Raw genomic sequence first — 16763 nt, forward strand, 5'->3', positions numbered from 1 at the left:
CGTGCGGGCGCAGCCGCAGACACACGAGATAGGAGCCTCTTTTGAAGCTCATCATCGCCGAGAAAAACGACGCCGCGCGTCAGATTGCCGAGCGTCTTTCCACGGGTAAGCCCAAAAAGGACAAGGTGTACAACACCGCCATCTACCGTTTTGAGTGGAAGGGCGAGGAGTGCGTGACAATCGGCCTTGCCGGTCACATCCTTGCGCCCGATTTTTGCGACAGCGTGCTGTTCGATAAAAAGCTGGGTTGGTATTCGGTCACCGAGGACGGCGAGATGCTGCCGGCCGACATACCCGATGGCCTGGCGCGTCCGCCCTATGACACCAAGCGCAAACCGTTCCTTGCCGACGGTATCTCCATCAAAGGCTGGAAGCTCGAGAGCCTGCCCTACCTTACCTGGGCGCCTGTTATCAAGCTGCCGGCCGAGAAAGAACTCATTCGCTCGCTCAAGAACCTTGCCAAGAAGTCCGACAGCGTCATCATCGCCACGGACTTCGATCGCGAGGGCGAGCTGATTGGTTCGGACGCCCTCAACAAGGTGCGCGAGGTTGCGCCCGACTTGCCGGTTGCCCGCGCCCAGTATTCTTCGTTTACCAAGGCCGAGATCACGCAGGCCTTTGATAACCTCGTCTCGCTCGACCAGAACCTGGCCGATGCCGGCGAGAGCCGTCAGCACATCGACCTCATTTGGGGTGCGGTGCTCACGCGTTACCTGACGCTCGCCAAGTTTGGCGGCTTTGGCAACGTGCGTTCTGCCGGCCGCGTGCAGACCCCGACGCTCGCCTTGGTGGTCGAGCGCGAGCGCGAGCGCATGGCGTTTGTGCCCGAGGACTACTGGCAGATTCGCGGTATGGGTGCCGCGCAGGGCGCCGCCGAGGACGACCGCTTTAAGATCGCGCACAAGACGGCGCGTTTTACCGATAAAGATGCTGCCGAGACGGCATACGGCCACGTTGACGGCATCAAGACGGCAACCGTCGCCGCGGTGACGAAGCGCTCGCGCAAGCAGCAGCCGCCCACGCCGTTTGCGACCACCTCGCTGCAGGCAGCCGCTGCGGCCGAGGGCATATCGCCCGCACGCACCATGCGCATCGCCGAGTCCCTCTACATGGCGGGTCTCATCAGCTATCCGCGCGTCGATAACACCGTGTACCCCGCGACGCTCGATCTGGGCGCCGTGGTAAGCGACCTGGCAAAGATCAACCCGGCGTTGGCGCCCGTGTGCAAAAAGGTGCTCGCCGGCCCCATGAAGCCCACGCGCGGCAAGGTCGAGACCACCGACCACCCGCCTATCTACCCCACGGGCGAGGGCGATCCGTCCACGCTCGACGGCGGCCAGCGCAAGCTCTACGACCTCATCGCCCGCCGCTTCCTGGCGACGCTCATGGGTCCCGCGACCATCGAGAACACCAAGCTTGAGCTCGACGTTAACGGCGAGCCGTTCGTGGCCTCGGGCGACGTGCTCGTGACCCCGGGTTTCCGCGAGGCCTATCCGTACGGCCTTAAGCGCGATGAACAGATGCCGCCGCTTGAGCAGGGCGATACGGTCGACGTGTTCGACATTAAGCTCGAGGCCAAGCAGACCGAGCCGCCCGCTCGCTACAGCCAGGGCAAGCTCGTGCAGGAGATGGAAAAGCGCGGCCTGGGCACCAAGTCCACGCGTGCGAGCATCATCGAGCGCCTGTATGCCGTGCGCTACCTCAAAAACGATCCCGTGGAGCCGAGCCAGCTGGGCATCGCCATCATCGATGCACTGTCGCAGTTTGCCCCGCGCATCACGAGCCCCGATATGACCAGCGAGCTTGACGGCGATATGACCCGCGTGGAGCGCGGCGAGGATACCGAAGAGCATGTAGTGACGCACTCGCGCGCGCTGCTGGCTGGTGTGCTCGACGAGCTGCTCAAGCACACGCAGGAGTTGGGCGACGCCATCAGCGACGCCGTCACGGCCGATGCGCGCGTGGGCGCTTGCCCCAAGTGCGGCAAGGACCTGGTTATGAAGACGAGCGCCAAGACCCGTGGCAGCTTTATCGGCTGCATGGGCTGGCCCGACTGCGACGTGACCTATCCGGTGCCGAGCGGCGTCAAGGTCAGCCCGCTCGAGGGCGAGGCGGCCGTATGCCCCGAGTGCGGCGCGCCGCGCATTAAGTGCCAGCCGTTCCGCCAGAAGGCCTTCGAGATTTGCGTGAACCCCACGTGCCCCACCAACTACGAGCCTGACCTTAAGGTGGGCGAGTGCAAGGTGTGCGCCGAGGCCGGACGCCATGGCGACCTGATCGCGCACAAGAGCGAGAAGAGCGGCAAGCGCTTTATCCGCTGCACCAACTACGATGACTGCGGCGTGAGCTATCCTCTGCCGGCGCGCGGTAAGCTCGAGGCGACGGGTGAGACATGCCCCGAGTGCGGCGCCCCCATCGTGGTGGTCAACACGGCGCGCGGTCCGTGGCGCATCTGCGTGAACATGGACTGCCCGACCAAGGAGAAGAAGCCCGCCCGCGGCCGCAAGACCACAACCAAGGCGAGCACGGCAAAGAAGACCACGGCAGCCAAGAAGACGACGGCTAAGAAAACTACTGCCGCCAAGAAGACGACCGCAAAAAAGACGACCACCAAGAAGGCCGCCGACAAGTAACCGAGCACATATAGACGCGGCGGGGCCGGGCGCGCAAATGCAAATGCGCGCCCGGCCCCACTTCTAAGTTGCGGTGAAATAGGGACTGTTTTTGCTGGCAAAAGGCCTAATTAATCCCTATTTCACCGCAAGTTTTGATCAGTTGTTGGGATTACTTCACCTCGACAGGCTTGGCGCCGGGATAGCGCTCCTCAAAGTCTAGGCGGTACTTATTGTCATTGGTGCCCGCCACGTTGTCGCGCGACAGCGGCGCCACGATCTCATTCTTGTGGTCCTCAGGCTTGGCGTATTTCAGGCTGATCTCCCAGGCATCACAGATTGCGTCAATGCGGTGATCCAGGTCGTCGTACAGGGCGATGATGTCCTTCCAGGAGCTGTAGTTCTTGGAGCTCGTCGGGACGTCTAGGTCCTCGACGATGTCGTAATACTGCTCGATGGTGTCCTCCGTGCGCTCGGCGACGTCGGCGAGATTTTGACGGGTGGTTCGATCCTCTTCCAGATAGCTGCCGTTGAAGTTCTGCGCGCAGCCACGGACGTAGTTGTCGAGGTCTTCTAGCAAGTCGTAGTATTCGCTCAGTCGGCGGTAGAGATTCTGCTCGGAGAGCGTTGCTTCGCCGCCATCCTCGTCGTCATCGTCATCATCGTCGTACAGGCTGTTGGGATCGCCGAGAGGCTTTAGGTCATCGTCGTCGACGTCATGGTGCAGCTTAGCTACCTCGGCAGTCGTCTGCGTGGCGGCGTTGTCGAAAGGCTTGATCACAAAGAAAACGACCAGGGCGATGATGATCGCCACCAGCACAACGATAACGGCGATAAGCGGCCCGGTGCCGCTCTTTTTGGGAGCGGGGGTCTGTGGCGAAGCGGGCGCGTATGCGGGAGCCGGCTGCTGTTGGGACGAGCCGCTCGCGACGGGTATGCGCTGCGTGGTCTCGACGGCCGCGGGGCCTGCGGCGGGGTCGGGGCGATAGGCGAGGGGGTCGTCCGCCTTGGCTTGCGGCGTATCAAGGGAGCCGGTCTGCTCAAAAGCGGGCTGGCTATCGCTCGCGGTTGTTTGCTCAACGGGTGCACCGCACGAGGTGCAGAACTTGGCATTATCTGCAAGAAGCTTGCCGCACGAGGCACAATACCGAGACATTGCCACTCCTTTCGCCACATTTCAATGCAATACGACGATTATACCCAGCGCCCCAAATTCCCCTTCATAAGTTGCGGTGAAATAGGGACTGTTTGGCGGTCTCAGAGCTTCAATCAGTCCCTATTTCACCGCAACTTCGGGGATGCCTCGATGGCTAGGTTGGATTTGGGGCGCGCCGAGCACTGGGGTATCATGGCTTGGTTGCTATAACTCGCATTTACGCGCCTTGTAGGAAGGGGCTGCGCCCATGGCTTTTGAGCCCGCTCAACATAGCTTTATCACGCTCGAGGGCGTCGATGGCGCCGGCAAGTCCACGCAGGCGCGCCTGCTTGCCCGCGCTCTTGAACTCGCTGGCTACCAGGTTGTGAGCCTGCGCGAGCCGGGCGGTACCGCCATCAGCGAAAAGATCCGTGCTCTGCTGCTCGACCCCGCCAACACGGCGATGGGCGACACCTGCGAGTTGTTGCTCTACGAGGCGGCGCGCGCTCAGTTGGTGCACGAGGTCATCGTGCCCGCCCTTGCTGTCGGTAAGGTGGTCCTGTGCGATCGCTTCTACGATTCCACGACCTGCTACCAGGCGTTTGCCGATGGCCTCGATCGCCAGATAGTACGCGACGCCAACAACCTGGCCGTCGCGGGTACGCACCCGGCGCTCACGCTCGTCTATCACATCACGCCCGAGCAGGCGGCGCTGCGCATGGCCGACCGCGGTGCGGCCGACCGCATGGAGGCCAAGGGCATGGCCTTCCAAGAGCGCGTCTACCAGGGATTTTGCGCCATTGCCGCCGAGGAACCAAACCGCGTAAAGCTCATCGACGCGACCGCGACCATCGAGGAAGTCTTCGAGAAGACGGTCGAGCAGGTTCGCGCCTACGGCCTCGATATTTCCCAGGACGCCGTCACCGCCGCGCTTGCCCAGGAGGCCGAGTAACATGGCCCCCGCTCAGGCAAGCCTGCTGGCCAAGCTCGACACCCAAGAGCGCGTGCGCGACTTTTTGACCAACGCCGTCGCCAGCGGCCGCGCATCGCACGCCTACCTGTTTTTGGGCGCTCCCGGCGCCGGCAAGCTCGATGCCGCATGGGCGCTCGCCCAGGCCTTCCTGTGCGAGCAGGACGGCTGCGGCGCATGCGACAGCTGCGTGCGCGTTGCGCGGCACACACACCCCGACGTGCACTATTACACGCCCGAGAGCGCCACGGGCTACCTCATTGCCCAGACCCGCGAGTTGCTCGATGACGTGCCGCTGGCGCCCATCCGTGCCAAGGCCAAGGTCTACATCATCGACCGTGCCGAGCAGCTGCGCGCTAACACCGCCAACGCACTGCTCAAGACACTCGAGGAGCCGCCCGAGGGCGTAATGTTTATCTTGCTGGGCACCTCCGCCGACGTGATGCTGCCCACCATCGTGAGCCGCTGCCAGTGCGTGCCGTTTCGGCTGGTGTCGCCCGCCGTGGCCGCGCGTGCCGTGAGTCGCGCGACGGGTCAGGATCTCGCGCGTTGCCGCATGGCGGTCGCCGTGGCGGGGAGTCCTACGCGCGGCATCGAGTTCCTTAAGAGCGCCGAGCGCCAGGATGCTCGCCGCCAGATGCTCCGCGCCATCGACTCGCTCATCGCTGCCGATGAGGCCGATGTGCTCAGCCGCGCCAAGTCGCTTATTGTCGCCGTTAAGGCTCCGCTCGCCGAGGTCAAGTCCACGCAGGAAAAGGTGCTCGAGCAAAATGCCGATTATCTGTCGCGTGGAGCATTGAAGCAGCTTGAGGACCGCAACAAGCGCGAACTCAACGCGCGCGAGCGTTCGGGTATCATGGAAGCGTTGGCGAGCGCACGGACGCTCATGCGCGACGTGCTGCTGACACTTCAGGACGAGGCGGCCGACGTAGTGAACGAAGACGTGCGCGACACAATCGGTCGGCTTGCCGCCGCGACCAATATTGCGGGTGCCACCCGGGCGCTCGAGGCAGTCGCGACCGCCGAGCGCAACATCGCCAGAAACGTTACTCCCCAGCTGGCCATCGAGGTCATGCTGTTCGATATCAGGAAGGCACTGAAATGCCGTTAGTCGTACCCGTTAAGTTTACCTACGCCTCGCGCGATCTGTGGTTTGACCCGCAGGATCTGGATATCCTCGAGGCCGATTATGCCATTTGCTCCACCGAGCGCGGAACCGAGATCGGCCTGGTCACGGCCGATCCCTTCGAGGTGCCGCAAGACGAGATCGGTCAGCCGCTCAAGCCCGTGCTGCGCGTGGCGAGCGACATCGACCTGCAGCTTGCCGACGACCTGGCCATCCAGGGCGACGAGGCGATGGTCGATTTCCGCCGCCTGGTCAAAGAGCTCGACCTCGAGATGAAGCCGGTCGGCGTCGAGTACCTGTTTGGCGGCGAGAAGGCCGTGTTCTACTTTGCGGCCGAGGAGCGCGTCGATTTTCGCCAGCTCGTCAAGGATCTGTCCTCGACGCTGCACATTCGCGTCGACATGCGCCAGATCGGCGTGCGCGACGAGACTCGCCTGGTGGGCGGCTATGCCCAGTGCGGACAGGAGCTCTGCTGCACGCGCTTTGGCGGACAGTTTGAGCCCGTCTCGATTCGCATGGCAAAAGAGCAAGACCTGCCGCTCAATTCCTCCAAGATCAGCGGCGTGTGCGGTCGTCTGATGTGCTGCCTGCGCTATGAGTTCGAGGCGTACAAGGACTTTAAGAGCCGTGCGCCCAAAAAGAAGACGCTCATCGATACGCCGCTTGGCAAGGCGCGTATTCAGGAGTATGACACGCCGCGTGAGCAGCTGGTGCTGCGCCTGGAGAACGGTAAAGTCTTTAAGGTCAACCTGGCCGATATGACGTGCTCGGAGGGCTGCAAAAAGAAGGCCGCCGAGCAGGGCTGCAGCTGCCGCCCCGACTGCGTGACGCGCGACGTGCTCGAGCGCATCGAGTCGCCCGAGATACGCCTGGCGCTCATGGAGCTCGACCGCGAGAACGGCGTCGACGTGGGCGATGGCCTGTCGAGTGCCGACCGTCTGGCCGGCACGTCGATGCCCAAGCGCCGTCGTCGCGACGTCGATTCCGATGCCCGCGCTGCTCAGAGCCAGGGCGAGGGCCGTGGCCGCGGAAAGGGCCGCGGCAAGGCCGAGGCGCCCGAGGCCGAGGAGGCCGCCGGTGGCCGTCGCCGCCGCAAGCGTGCGGGCTCGGGCGATGCTACCGAGGCTGCAGCCGCGGGCAAGAACGCCTCTCGCGAGCGCGAGGTTCAGCAGCCCCAGCAGCAGAATCGCGGCGGTGGCATGAACCCCACACGTCGCCGCCGCCGTCATCTGTCGAGCGAGGAGCGCGAGGACGCCTTCCGCGCCGCAGCTGCTCGCGAGGCTGGTGCCGCTTCCAAGGGCGCCTCGGCCTCCGATGCGCCTGTCGACAAGAGCGGCAAGTCACGTGGCGAGGAGGAGCGCGCGCCGCGTCCGCGCCGTCGCCATTCCTCGGGCGCGCAGCAGAAGCCCTCAGTGCCCTCCGTGGCCGATCAGGTCTCGGATGGCGAGGTCAAGGTCACGCGCCGTCGTCCCGGGGATGGCGGGGGAGCGGCTGCCAAGGCTTCGCGTGGCGCCGCTCGCGACGAGCGCGAGCCGCGCGAGAATCGCGGTGGCGAGGGCTCGGCCGACCAGGGTCAAAAGCGCCGTCGCCGTCGTCGTTCCCGCAAGCCGCGCCAGGATGGTGGCGAGGGCTCGACCCCGTCTTCGTCCGCACCACAACCGCCCGCCGGCGAATAACGCCCGCGAGCGGATTTAACCCGCCTTGCCCCGAGCGCATCGGGGTATCATAGCGCCGAATCAACAACCCTCCCTGCGATCGAGCGTAGGGAGGGTTGTGTCTTGAAGAGCCATCTGAACATATTGAGCCGTCTGCAGAGTGCCGGTGCCCTACCGTTTGCGGACGAATTGCTACCGTTTGCCGAGCTCGCGACGTACGAGGCGCTCGAGGCATTGTCGCCAACACGATGTACCGGCTGCGAGCGCGCCGGTGCGCTTATTTGCCAAGACTGCCTGGCCGCGCTCACGCTCATCGACCCACGTCATAGCTGCACCCGATGTGGCGCCCCGTTTGGGGATTTGCTGTGCACTGAGTGTTCGGTCGAGGGCACGTCTTCGGCAATGGCGGAGGCGCTCGACCGCTGCCTGGCGTGCGCCGTCTATGCGCATCCGCTGCCGCGCATCATTAAAGCGTACAAGGATGCGGGCGAGCGACGTCTGGCTCCGTATCTGGCGGAGCTGCTCTACGACACCGCCCTGCATGCCCAGGTCGTAGCTCCCGATCGCTACGGAGGCGTGCTTTCCGGTGCGGATGCGGTGGTGTTTGTGCCTGCGACGGCGGCAGCGTTTCGGCGGCGTGGTTTTGATCATATGGAGGCTATTGCGCGCCCATTTTGCGAGCTGTCGGGTGTTCCTCTGCTCGATGCTCTCGTCAAGTACGGGCATGGCGACCAGCGCGAACTCGGTCGTGAGGAGCGCCGCGAGCGTGCCCGAGGTATGTACGAGACGGTTGAGGACGTGCACGGCCGCCGCCTGCTGCTTATCGACGACGTTATCACCACGGGTGCGACGATGGCAGCGGCTTCGGCGGAACTCAAGCGCGCCGGCGCTGCGGCAGTCGATGGCCTTGCTATCGCACGCGTTTGGTAGGGGTGGTTCAGATGGCAATAAAGATCGGGCAGCGTGGCAAGCCTGCAAGCGAGCAGCTGGCTGCTTCCGTAATTCTGACGGGTGCCTCGGCGCTGCGCATGATGCGCGCCGAGCGCCGGCAGATGGGCTACATAAGCTGGAAGGACCTTAATCCCGATGAAGAGCGCCGTGTGCTGCGCACGTCGTCGCCCTCGACCGAGGACATCTATCTTCCCGATTTGGTGCGGATTGGGGCCGCAAGCGGCGAGGTGCAAGAGGATTTGTGCTTGCTGGTAGGGTCTGCAGCGCAGCGCCGCCGTATTCTTGGCGTGAGCTGGTCCGTATGCTCCGAGTTGCCCGCCGGCTCGATTCTAGAGGTGGAACCGGGGGTGTACAGTCTATCTCCCGAGGCCCTTTGCGTAGCCGTCGCGCGCGAGGTCGGCTGCATCCAGGCATTTGCCCTGGCCCAGGAGCTGTGCTCTAAGATTTCACTGAGTGACCGCGGGAAGTATCTGCCTCCCTACACCTCGCCTGTCGTGAACAAATTGGCAAAGGACAAAGACCAGCCGCCAGATGTCGGTTACTTTGAGGTCGAGTCCGTGCTGACACCCGATTGCCTGGTAGATTACCTCGCGGCATGCAAGGGGAGCGCGGCCAAGCAGCTGCGGCGGCTGTGTCCCTATCTGTCGGAAAACCTGCGTTCACCCATGGAGTGCATCATGCTTACCATGTTTTCGCTTCCGTTTTCCTATGGCGGATTTGCCTGTGGTCCCTTTAAGACCGACTACAAGATCGAGTTCAACGACCGTGCACAGGCGATCTCGGGGATGCCGCATGCGGTTTGCGATGCCTTTCAGGAAGCAGCCCGGTTTGACTTGGAATACAACGGTGAGCTGGGCCATTCTTCTCGGAGGGGACGTATCCATGATGAAAAGCGCAACACGGGCTTGATTACTATGGGAATCGAGGTCGCGACGGTCAACAACGAAATGCTCTGTGACATGGAAGCGATGGAAGCACTCGCATGGCGCATCCACCAGCGTATGGGTAAGCGATATCAGAATCGCGTAGAGGCTCGTCGAAAGAGGCAAGATGCTCTGCTGAATACGCTCCGAGCGTGCTTTGGGCTCAAACCAGCGTAAAACTATGGCTTTATAGGGGGTCTGTTTATATGCTCTGTGCAAAAAACGGCAAATATGAGTACTGTTACTAGATTAGTGACAGCAAAAACAAAGAAACTTGGGCCGATAATCTGGATTCAGCGAAGAGATAATAAACGAATGTGGAATATCTTGGCGCCAAGCAGGCTGTGCGGAACTCAAAAAGGGCTCGTGAGGCGGTAATACGCTGCTACTAAATTGGTAACAGTACTCATATTTGCCGTTTTTTGCACACGGCACCCTGAGACGGGTGCCCCGGAGCTCCCCGTAGGGGAGCTCCGGGCTTCATAGGGGCACGAATGGTCCGCTCCGACCCGCAAAATCTGTACTCGCGATGCGAATAACGCCCCTAACCTTAAACTTTAGCTTGAACTTAGCTATAATGCGCTACGTTCCTGCCAGGCTGTGGTTGCGGACGGACGAAATGCCCGTCCTAGTCCAAGACAGACGCGGTCAAAGGGATCCACGTAAGCGACCGCGTGCGCGCGGCGCGATCATGGCGCGTCCTAGATGTAAGCCGCACCGTCCGTTCTACTTTCTTTGGGGCAATACCGCCTCGCGGGCGAGCGGGCCAGTCGTGAAGGTGGCTGCGGCCTCCCGAGCAAACACCCCGGTGCGCAAGTGTGGGGTCAAATACCAGGTCAGCTGGTGGGAACAACCTGATATTCCGCGCAACGCACGGATCGTATACGACACAGAAGGCAGGGTAGTGGACATGGTGAGGGGCAGCTTGATGCACGCGGCTCGGTTAGGTGCTGGGGCCGCAGCGGTCATCGCCGTTTTGGGCCTGAGCGGATGCGCGTTCAACCCGCTGTCTACGTTCACGACTCCCACGATCGACCAGATCGAGTACGAGACCGTCACGCCGGCGGTGTCGGACGATGCCCTGGTCACTCCCGGAACCCTGACGGTCGCCCTCGATACTTCCGATGCGCCGCAGGCAATGCAGGGCGCCGACGGCGAGCTCACGGGATATGCGGTCGACGCCGCCCGCGCCCTCGCAAGCCGCATGGGCCTTAAGGTTGCCTTTGTCGATGCGTCCTCGGCAGGTTCCGCGCTCGGCGACAAAAAGGCCGATATCTTTATCGGCGAGATTAACTCCACGGACGGGGACATTAGCTCGCTCGGCACCTGCCTGTACGATGCCACTTCCGTGTTCGGTAAAACTAGCGATGGTGGGTCGCTAAGCGTTTCCACCGATACCCTTAACACGTCCACCCTGGGCGTTCAGGCGTCCTCGGCCTCGCAGGAGGCGCTTGCTAAGCAGAGCATCACCGCCAACCAAAAGACCTACTCCAACATCAACGAGTGCTTTGAGGCGCTCGAGTCCGGCGAGGTCGACTATGTGATCTGCGACTCCACGGCCGGCGGCTACCTTGCACGCCTGATGAGCGAGATCTCCTATGTCGGTGCGCTCGAGGCGCCCTCGACGCTTGGTGTTGTGGGCCTCTCGTCCAATGACGAACTATGCCGTGCCGTGAGCGATGCCCTCGACGGTATTACGGCCGACGGCACGCTCGAGGCGGTCCACTGCGTCTGGTATGGCACGATGCCCTACGACCTCACCACTAAGACGGTTTCGGGCGCTAACGTGCAGCCGGGCGACTCTGAGTCCAGTGAGACCACGTCCTCCGGCAGCGAGTCCTCCGATTCCAACAATGAGACCGCATCCTCCGAGGACAAATCGTCCAGCCAGGAAGGCGCCATCACCGACGACGACATTAACAAACTCAATAGCTAGTTATTGCTAGGGGTGGTGTCTCCTATACGTTGGAAAGGACACCTCTTCACGGTTTCAACACGCACTGCCGGGCTTCCCCGATGGGGGAGCCCGGCTCTTTCATTCCAATAAAACCAGCAGGTCAAAGCCAATTTTTGGGACCAAATACAAAGCCGCCGACGCCCTCCTATAGCGCACTTTGCCACAGAAAAGTGCGAGACTTCGGTATGCGGTATCAAGCAATCGTTATTCGGGTCTTTAGGAATCCGCGTGATTAAATGCACGGCAATGGGTACATAGCCAGTACAGTAAGTCCCCGAGGCAGATTGGAGCCACGTATGGATATCAAGGTTTCTGGACGCAAGACGACGGTAACCGATGCTCTGCGTGCGCATGTGGATGAGAAGATCGGCGAGGCGCTCAAGGTTTTCGATATCGAGCCCATGACGGTCGACGTTGTACTTCGCTATGAGAAGAACCCCTCGAACCCCAACCCGGCAATCGTCGAGGTTACGGTTCGTGCCCGCGGTTCGGTGATTCGCGTTGCCGAGCACGGCGCAGATATGTACGCCGCCATCGACCTCTCCGCCGATAAGGTCACCCGCCAGCTGCGCAAGTTCAAGACCAAGGTCGTGGACAACCGCCAGGGCGGTGCCAGCGCAGCGGATGTCGCACCGGTCGAGCGCGTCGAGGATCTGGCCGACCTGCTGCTGCCCGAGGAGGAGGACGACCTGCTCGTCCGCGAGAAGGTCATCGATGTCACCCCGATGACCGAGGAGCAGGCGCTGGTGCAGACCGATCTGCTCGGCCACGACTTCTACGTGTTCGAGAACGCGACGACTGGCCTCATCAATGTGGTGTATCACCGTAAGAATGGTGGATATGGCATCATCAAGCCCCGCATCGAAACACTTGACGAGTAAAATACGTTAACTTGCATGAGTTAACGGCTGGCGGCCATCCCATGCGGATGGCCGCCTTTTTTACGTAAGGAGTCGCTTTGATGGACAAGGCTGCATCTACCGGCCATTCGGACCGTTGCCGCATCGTCGTCGATACCTGCTGCGACTTTAGCCCCGAGGTCGCCGCGAACCTCGATGTCGATATCCTGGGTTTCCCCTTCATTATCGATGGCGAAGAGCGCACGGACGACATCTGGTCGAGCATCACACCCAAGGAGTTCTACGACCGGATGCGCGCCGGTGCCCGCGTGTCCACCTCGGCTGTGTCGCTCGGTCGCTATATCGAGTTCTTTACCGAGTGCGCCAAAGAGGGCACGCCCACGGTCTACCTGTGCTTTACCTCGGCGCTGTCGTCGAGCTACAACTCCGCGTGCCAGGCGGCAGATGCCGTGCGCGCCGAGTATCCCAACTTTGAGCTCTACGTGGTCGACAACGCTCTGCCCTGCGCGACCGGCGCGCTCTTGGCGCTCGAGGCCGTGCGCCAGCGTTCGGCGGGACTGACCGCCAAGCAGCTGGTCGATTGGGCAAACGAGGCCAAGACCTACGTGCACGGTTACTTTACGCTCGAGAGCTTCGATGCGCTGGCTGCCGGCGGCCGCATTCCGCCCGCGGCGGCGCAGCTCACGGCAAAGCTCGACGTCAAGCCCGAGCTCTCCTACGACCTGGCCGGCTCGCTGTCGCTGATCGGCGTCAACCGCGGCCGCAAGAAGGCGCTCAAGTCCATCCTCAAGTCGTTCCGCGAGAACTACGTGCCCGACCGCACCATGCCCATCGCCATCATGACGGCCGATGCCGAGAAGGATGGTGACTGGCTCGAGGCCGCCGTTCGCAAGGAGGAGGGCTGCGCCGACGTCACGATTATCCGTAGTTCCGTCGGTCCTACCATCGGCTCGCACGTGGGGCCCGGCATGGTGGCACTTGCGTTTTGGGGTAAGAACCGCGCCGAGAAAGCCTCGCTTTCCGACCGCATCGCTCGCCGCGTGCGCGGGCAGTAGGCAAGCGATGCGTCCGTAATCGCCCTCGACTCACAGCCCAAACGCTGGCACCGAGTATTCAACCTGGTAATAACACCCAACCCAAAAGGAAAGGTTTCATGGCAAACAAGCTCTCTGTCGCATTTATCGGCACCGGAATTATGGGTGCCCCCATTGCCGGCCACATTCTGGACGCTGGCTATCCCGTCACGGTCAACAACCGCACCAAGTCCAAGGCCGCAGCGCTCGTTGAGCGCGGCGCCGTCTGGGCTGATACGCCGGCAGATGCCGCGGCGAACGCCGACGTTGTCTTTACCATGGTGGGCTATCCCTCCGAGGTCGAGGAGCTCTACCTGGCGGGCGACGGCCTGCTCGCGTGCACTAAGCCCGGCGCGGTCCTGATCGACCTCACCACGAGCTCGCCTGAGCTGGCGCGCGACATTGCCGAGGCCGCCCAGGTCTCCGGCCGCATGGCGTTTGACTGCCCCGTCACCGGCGGCGAGTCGGGTGCCATCGCCGGCACGCTCACGGCTATCGTGGGCGCCACCGAGAACGACATCGCGCCGGTCCGCGACATCCTTTCCACCTTTGCGGCAACCATCTGCTGCTTCGATGGCGCCGGCAAGGGTCAGGCTGCCAAGCTTGCCAACCAGGTGTCGCTGGGCGCCTGCATGGTCGGTATGGCCGATGCGCTGGCCTTTGCCGAGCTGAGCGGCCTTGATCTTGAGAAGACCCGTCAGATGATCCTGGGTGGCACCGGCAAGTCCGGCGCCATGGAGAGCCTGGCGCCCAAGGCGCTCGACGGCGACTACAAGCCCGGCTTTATGGTCGAGCACTTCATTAAGGACCTGCGCTTGGCGCTCGCCTATGCCGACGACCGCGAGCTTGCGCTGCCCGGCGCCGACGTGGCCTTTACGCTCTACGACATGCTTGATGCCATCGGTGGTGCCAAGTTGGGCACCCAGGCCGTCACGGTCCTCTATAAGGAGGAGGCCGACGCCATCGCCGCCGGTCTGGACTGGTCGCAGTATCGTCCCGAGGAGCATGGTGCTCACGAGGAAGGCTGCGGTTGCGGCGAGCATGGCGAGGACCACGAGTGCTGCGGCGGCCACGGCCATGACGACGGCCACGAGTGCTGCGGCGGTCACGGTAATGACGACGGCCACGAGTGCTGCTGCGGCCACCATCACGGGGAGTAGCGCCCATGAGCTGGACGTTCGTGGTGCTTGCGCTGGTGCTCTTTCTCTTCGCGATCTACATTGGCTTTTTGTGCGGCCAGTGGGCGTGCGAAAAGCGCGTCATCACCAAGCGCGACTACTGGATTGCCAACTTTGCGGGAGCGGCGGCAGTCGTTCTGCTGACCTGGGTGTTCTCGCTGTTCCCGCTGGTGCAGTTTGCGCCGATCGGCTGGCTCGGCGGCTTTATCGCCGGCCTTAAGATGAGCTTTGGCGAGTCCGTCGGTCCGTGGCGCAAGCACGACGAGGTCTTTAACGTCAACAAGGCTCATCGCGCCGCCGCCGATGCGGGCGACGCCGAGGAGCGCCGCCGTGCGCGTCGCAATGGCGCGGCCGACCGACAGCTCATCTCGGTCACCGATGACAACAAGGGTGCTGGCAAGCACGCTAAGAAATAGTAAAAAGAGGTAACTATGGCAGAAAACAAAGACGAACAGCTCACCGACGAGGAGCTGGCACAGCTTCAGCTGGCAGAGGAGAACGAGAACGCCGTCGACCGCCTGGTCAAGGAGCTCGGCTGCCCCACGCGCCGCATCCGTCAGTTTGCCGCCCGCGTGCTGCACCTGCTTGCCGAGCGCGATCCGCAGCGCGTCGTGCCCTGCGTGCCCGCGCTGATCGAGGCGCTCGACCGCCCCGAGGCGCAGACCCGCTGGGAGGCCCTCGATGCCCTGACGGCGCTCGCTACCACCTGCCCCGAGCACCTGGGCGATGCCTTTGAGGGCGCCGAGACCGCGCTGTTCGACGAGATTTCCTCCACGCTGCGTTATGCCGCCTTCCGCCTGCTGTGCGTGTGGGGCGCCACGAGCGTCGAGCGTTCGCGCGAGGCTTGGCCCATCCTGGACGAGGCCATTCAGTGCTACCACGGCGACCTCGAGTATCGCGATATGCTCGGTTGCCTGTACGAGTTTGGCCAGGGCGAGATCGACGCCGAGGTCGCCGAGAAGCTCGCGCTGCGCCTTAAGTTCGATGCCGAGAACGGCAAGGGCAGCTATCTCAAAGCCCGTTCGAGCGAGATTTGCGAAATGCTTGTTAAACGCTTTGACCTTGATCTCTCCAAAAAGAAGAAGCGTGCTAGCGTTAAAAAATCTGACGACGCCGAAAACGAGGAGTAACAGATTATGGCGCACGATGTAGTCCTGATTCCCGGTGACGGTATCGGTCCCGAGATTACGCAGGCCATGCGCCGCGTGGTCGAGGCCACCGGTATCCAGATCAATTGGAATGTCCAGGAGGCCGGTGCCGGCGTCATGGACGAGTTTGGCACGCCACTGCCCCAGCACGTGCTCGATGCGGTCGCCGAGACCAAGGTTGCCATCAAGGGCCCCATCACCACGCCGGTCGGCACAGGTTTCCGCAGCGTCAACGTTGCCCTGCGCAAGCACTTTGACCTGTACGCCTGCGTGCGCCCCTGCCTGTCGCAGCCGGGCGACGGCTCGCGCTTCCGCGACGTCGACCTGGTCATCGTGCGTGAGAACACCGAGGACCTCTACGCCGGGATCGAGTTCGATGAGGGCGCTGCCGAGGTCGAGGAGCTCTCACAGCTTGTCGAGCGCTCGGGTCAGAAGACCTTCGCCGCCGATTCCGCCATCTCAATTAAGCCCATCTCCATCGCCAAGAGCCGCCGCATTGTGGAGTACGCCTTTGAGTACGCCCGCCGCTGCGGCCGCAAAAAGGTGACGGCCGTGCACAAGGCCAACATTATGAAGGCGACCGATGGCCTGTTCCTGCGCGTTGCGCGTGAGGTGGCCGCCAACTATCCCGATATTGAGTTCAACGACAAGATCGTCGACGCCACCTGCATGGGCCTGGTCCAAAACCCCAACGACTTCGATGTCTTGGTGCTGCCCAACCTGTACGGTGACATCGTGAGCGACCTGTGCGCCGGCCTGGTAGGTGGCCTGGGTATGGCCCCCGGCTCCAACATCGGTGCCGACTGCGCCATCTTCGAGGCAACGCATGGCTCCGCGCCCGATATCGCTGGCCAGGATATCGCCAACCCCACGGCCGAGATCCTCTCTGCTGCGATGATGCTCGATCACCTGGGCGAGAACGATGCTGCCAATCGCATTCGTGCCGCCGTATCTGCCACGCTCAACGAGGGTGAGCAGGTTACCGGTGACGTGCGTCGTGCCCAGACCGGCTCCGTCGAGGGCGCCGTGGGCACGCAGGCCTTTGCCGATGCCGTTATCGCGCACCTGGCCTAAGGCATGCGTGCTGCAAACGCCTAAATAGTACTTAAGTGTTTGCGTATAACCTGAGAATCAATACGCCCGGCGCTCTGTCGGGCGTATTCTATTGAGGACTA

General features: G+C 62.5%; 14 protein-coding genes. 13 read left to right on the forward strand and 1 reads right to left on the reverse strand.

The window, feature by feature from the left end; all coding sequences use genetic code 11:
* Positions 1-41 precede the first annotated feature (41 nt).
* Positions 42-2633, forward strand: a complete 2592-nt coding sequence (locus GDJ93_RS08515) for a DNA topoisomerase I (protein WP_152068471.1) — start codon at positions 42-44, stop codon at positions 2631-2633.
* Positions 2634-2784: 151 nt separating this feature from the next.
* Here GDJ93_RS08515 and GDJ93_RS08520 read toward each other — a convergent pair whose 3' ends face one another.
* Positions 2785-3768, reverse strand: a complete 984-nt coding sequence (locus GDJ93_RS08520; RefSeq protein ID WP_152068472.1) for a zinc-ribbon domain-containing protein — start codon at positions 3766-3768, stop codon at positions 2785-2787.
* A gap of 247 nt (positions 3769-4015) precedes the next feature.
* Here GDJ93_RS08520 and tmk point away from each other — a divergent pair, with 247 nt between their 5' ends.
* The 12 genes from tmk to GDJ93_RS08580 all read left to right on the forward strand — a co-directional run bounded on the left by tmk (position 4016) and on the right by GDJ93_RS08580 (position 16662).
* Entirely contained in the window at positions 4016-4699 is a 684-nt protein-coding gene (tmk, locus tag GDJ93_RS08525; RefSeq protein WP_152068473.1) for a dTMP kinase, read from the forward strand.
* A gap of 1 nt (position 4700) precedes the next feature.
* Positions 4701-5828 carry a DNA polymerase III subunit gene (locus GDJ93_RS08530; protein WP_152068474.1) on the forward strand — a complete coding sequence of 376 codons (1128 nt, stop codon included), beginning with the start codon at positions 4701-4703 and terminating at the stop codon, positions 5826-5828.
* Positions 5819-7519, forward strand: coding sequence for a PSP1 domain-containing protein (locus GDJ93_RS08535; RefSeq protein ID WP_152068475.1), 1701 nt, complete (start codon positions 5819-5821; stop codon positions 7517-7519). Before GDJ93_RS08530 ends, GDJ93_RS08535 begins: the two co-directional genes overlap by 10 nt.
* Positions 7520-7621: 102 nt before the next feature.
* On the forward strand, positions 7622-8428 hold the full coding sequence (locus GDJ93_RS08540; protein ID WP_226812559.1) for a ComF family protein: 807 nt from the start codon (positions 7622-7624) through the stop codon (positions 8426-8428).
* An 11-nt stretch (positions 8429-8439) separates the two neighbouring features.
* Positions 8440-9549 (forward strand): hypothetical protein, encoded by a 1110-nt coding sequence (locus tag GDJ93_RS08545; RefSeq protein WP_152068476.1) that lies wholly within the window; start codon positions 8440-8442, stop codon positions 9547-9549.
* Positions 9550-10282: 733 nt separating this feature from the next.
* Positions 10283-11308: a substrate-binding periplasmic protein gene (locus tag GDJ93_RS08550; RefSeq protein ID WP_226812567.1), complete on the forward strand. Its 1026-nt coding sequence runs from the start codon at positions 10283-10285 to the stop codon at positions 11306-11308.
* 317 nt (positions 11309-11625) lie between these two features.
* Positions 11626-12210, forward strand: coding sequence for a ribosome hibernation-promoting factor, HPF/YfiA family (gene hpf, locus GDJ93_RS08555; RefSeq protein WP_035137685.1), 585 nt, complete (start codon positions 11626-11628; stop codon positions 12208-12210).
* 80 nt (positions 12211-12290) lie between these two features.
* Positions 12291-13244 carry a DegV family protein gene (locus GDJ93_RS08560; protein ID WP_117769910.1) on the forward strand — a complete coding sequence of 318 codons (954 nt, stop codon included), beginning with the start codon at positions 12291-12293 and terminating at the stop codon, positions 13242-13244.
* A gap of 98 nt (positions 13245-13342) precedes the next feature.
* Positions 13343-14422, forward strand: a complete 1080-nt coding sequence (locus GDJ93_RS08565) for an NAD(P)-dependent oxidoreductase (RefSeq protein ID WP_152068478.1) — start codon at positions 13343-13345, stop codon at positions 14420-14422.
* A gap of 5 nt (positions 14423-14427) precedes the next feature.
* Positions 14428-14856: a hypothetical protein gene (locus GDJ93_RS08570; protein WP_152068479.1), complete on the forward strand. Its 429-nt coding sequence runs from the start codon at positions 14428-14430 to the stop codon at positions 14854-14856.
* A gap of 15 nt (positions 14857-14871) precedes the next feature.
* Complete coding sequence (locus GDJ93_RS08575; protein WP_152068480.1) at positions 14872-15570, forward strand: HEAT repeat domain-containing protein; 699 nt, start codon at positions 14872-14874, stop codon at positions 15568-15570.
* Between the two features lie 6 nt (positions 15571-15576).
* Entirely contained in the window at positions 15577-16662 is a 1086-nt protein-coding gene (locus GDJ93_RS08580; RefSeq protein WP_152068481.1) for an isocitrate/isopropylmalate dehydrogenase family protein, read from the forward strand.
* The last annotated feature ends 101 nt before the right edge of the window (positions 16663-16763 follow it).

Source organism: Collinsella aerofaciens (assembly GCF_902501475.1).
GTDB lineage: Bacteria > Actinomycetota > Coriobacteriia > Coriobacteriales > Coriobacteriaceae > Collinsella > Collinsella aerofaciens_AL.

Coding starts and splice junctions, on each gene's coding strand:
- GDJ93_RS08535 (WP_152068475.1), top strand. CDS start 5,819: ATGCCGTTAGTCGTACCCGTTAAGTTTACCTACGCCTCGCGCGATCTG.
- tmk (WP_152068473.1), top strand. CDS start 4,016: ATGGCTTTTGAGCCCGCTCAACATAGCTTTATCACGCTCGAGGGCGTC.
- hpf (WP_035137685.1), top strand. CDS start 11,626: ATGGATATCAAGGTTTCTGGACGCAAGACGACGGTAACCGATGCTCTG.
- GDJ93_RS08530 (WP_152068474.1), top strand. CDS start 4,701: ATGGCCCCCGCTCAGGCAAGCCTGCTGGCCAAGCTCGACACCCAAGAG.
- GDJ93_RS08550 (WP_226812567.1), top strand. CDS start 10,283: ATGGTGAGGGGCAGCTTGATGCACGCGGCTCGGTTAGGTGCTGGGGCC.
- GDJ93_RS08565 (WP_152068478.1), top strand. CDS start 13,343: ATGGCAAACAAGCTCTCTGTCGCATTTATCGGCACCGGAATTATGGGT.
- GDJ93_RS08520 (WP_152068472.1), bottom strand. CDS start 3,768: ATGTCTCGGTATTGTGCCTCGTGCGGCAAGCTTCTTGCAGATAATGCC.
- GDJ93_RS08580 (WP_152068481.1), top strand. CDS start 15,577: ATGGCGCACGATGTAGTCCTGATTCCCGGTGACGGTATCGGTCCCGAG.
- GDJ93_RS08575 (WP_152068480.1), top strand. CDS start 14,872: ATGGCAGAAAACAAAGACGAACAGCTCACCGACGAGGAGCTGGCACAG.
- GDJ93_RS08545 (WP_152068476.1), top strand. CDS start 8,440: ATGGCAATAAAGATCGGGCAGCGTGGCAAGCCTGCAAGCGAGCAGCTG.
- GDJ93_RS08560 (WP_117769910.1), top strand. CDS start 12,291: ATGGACAAGGCTGCATCTACCGGCCATTCGGACCGTTGCCGCATCGTC.
- GDJ93_RS08570 (WP_152068479.1), top strand. CDS start 14,428: ATGAGCTGGACGTTCGTGGTGCTTGCGCTGGTGCTCTTTCTCTTCGCG.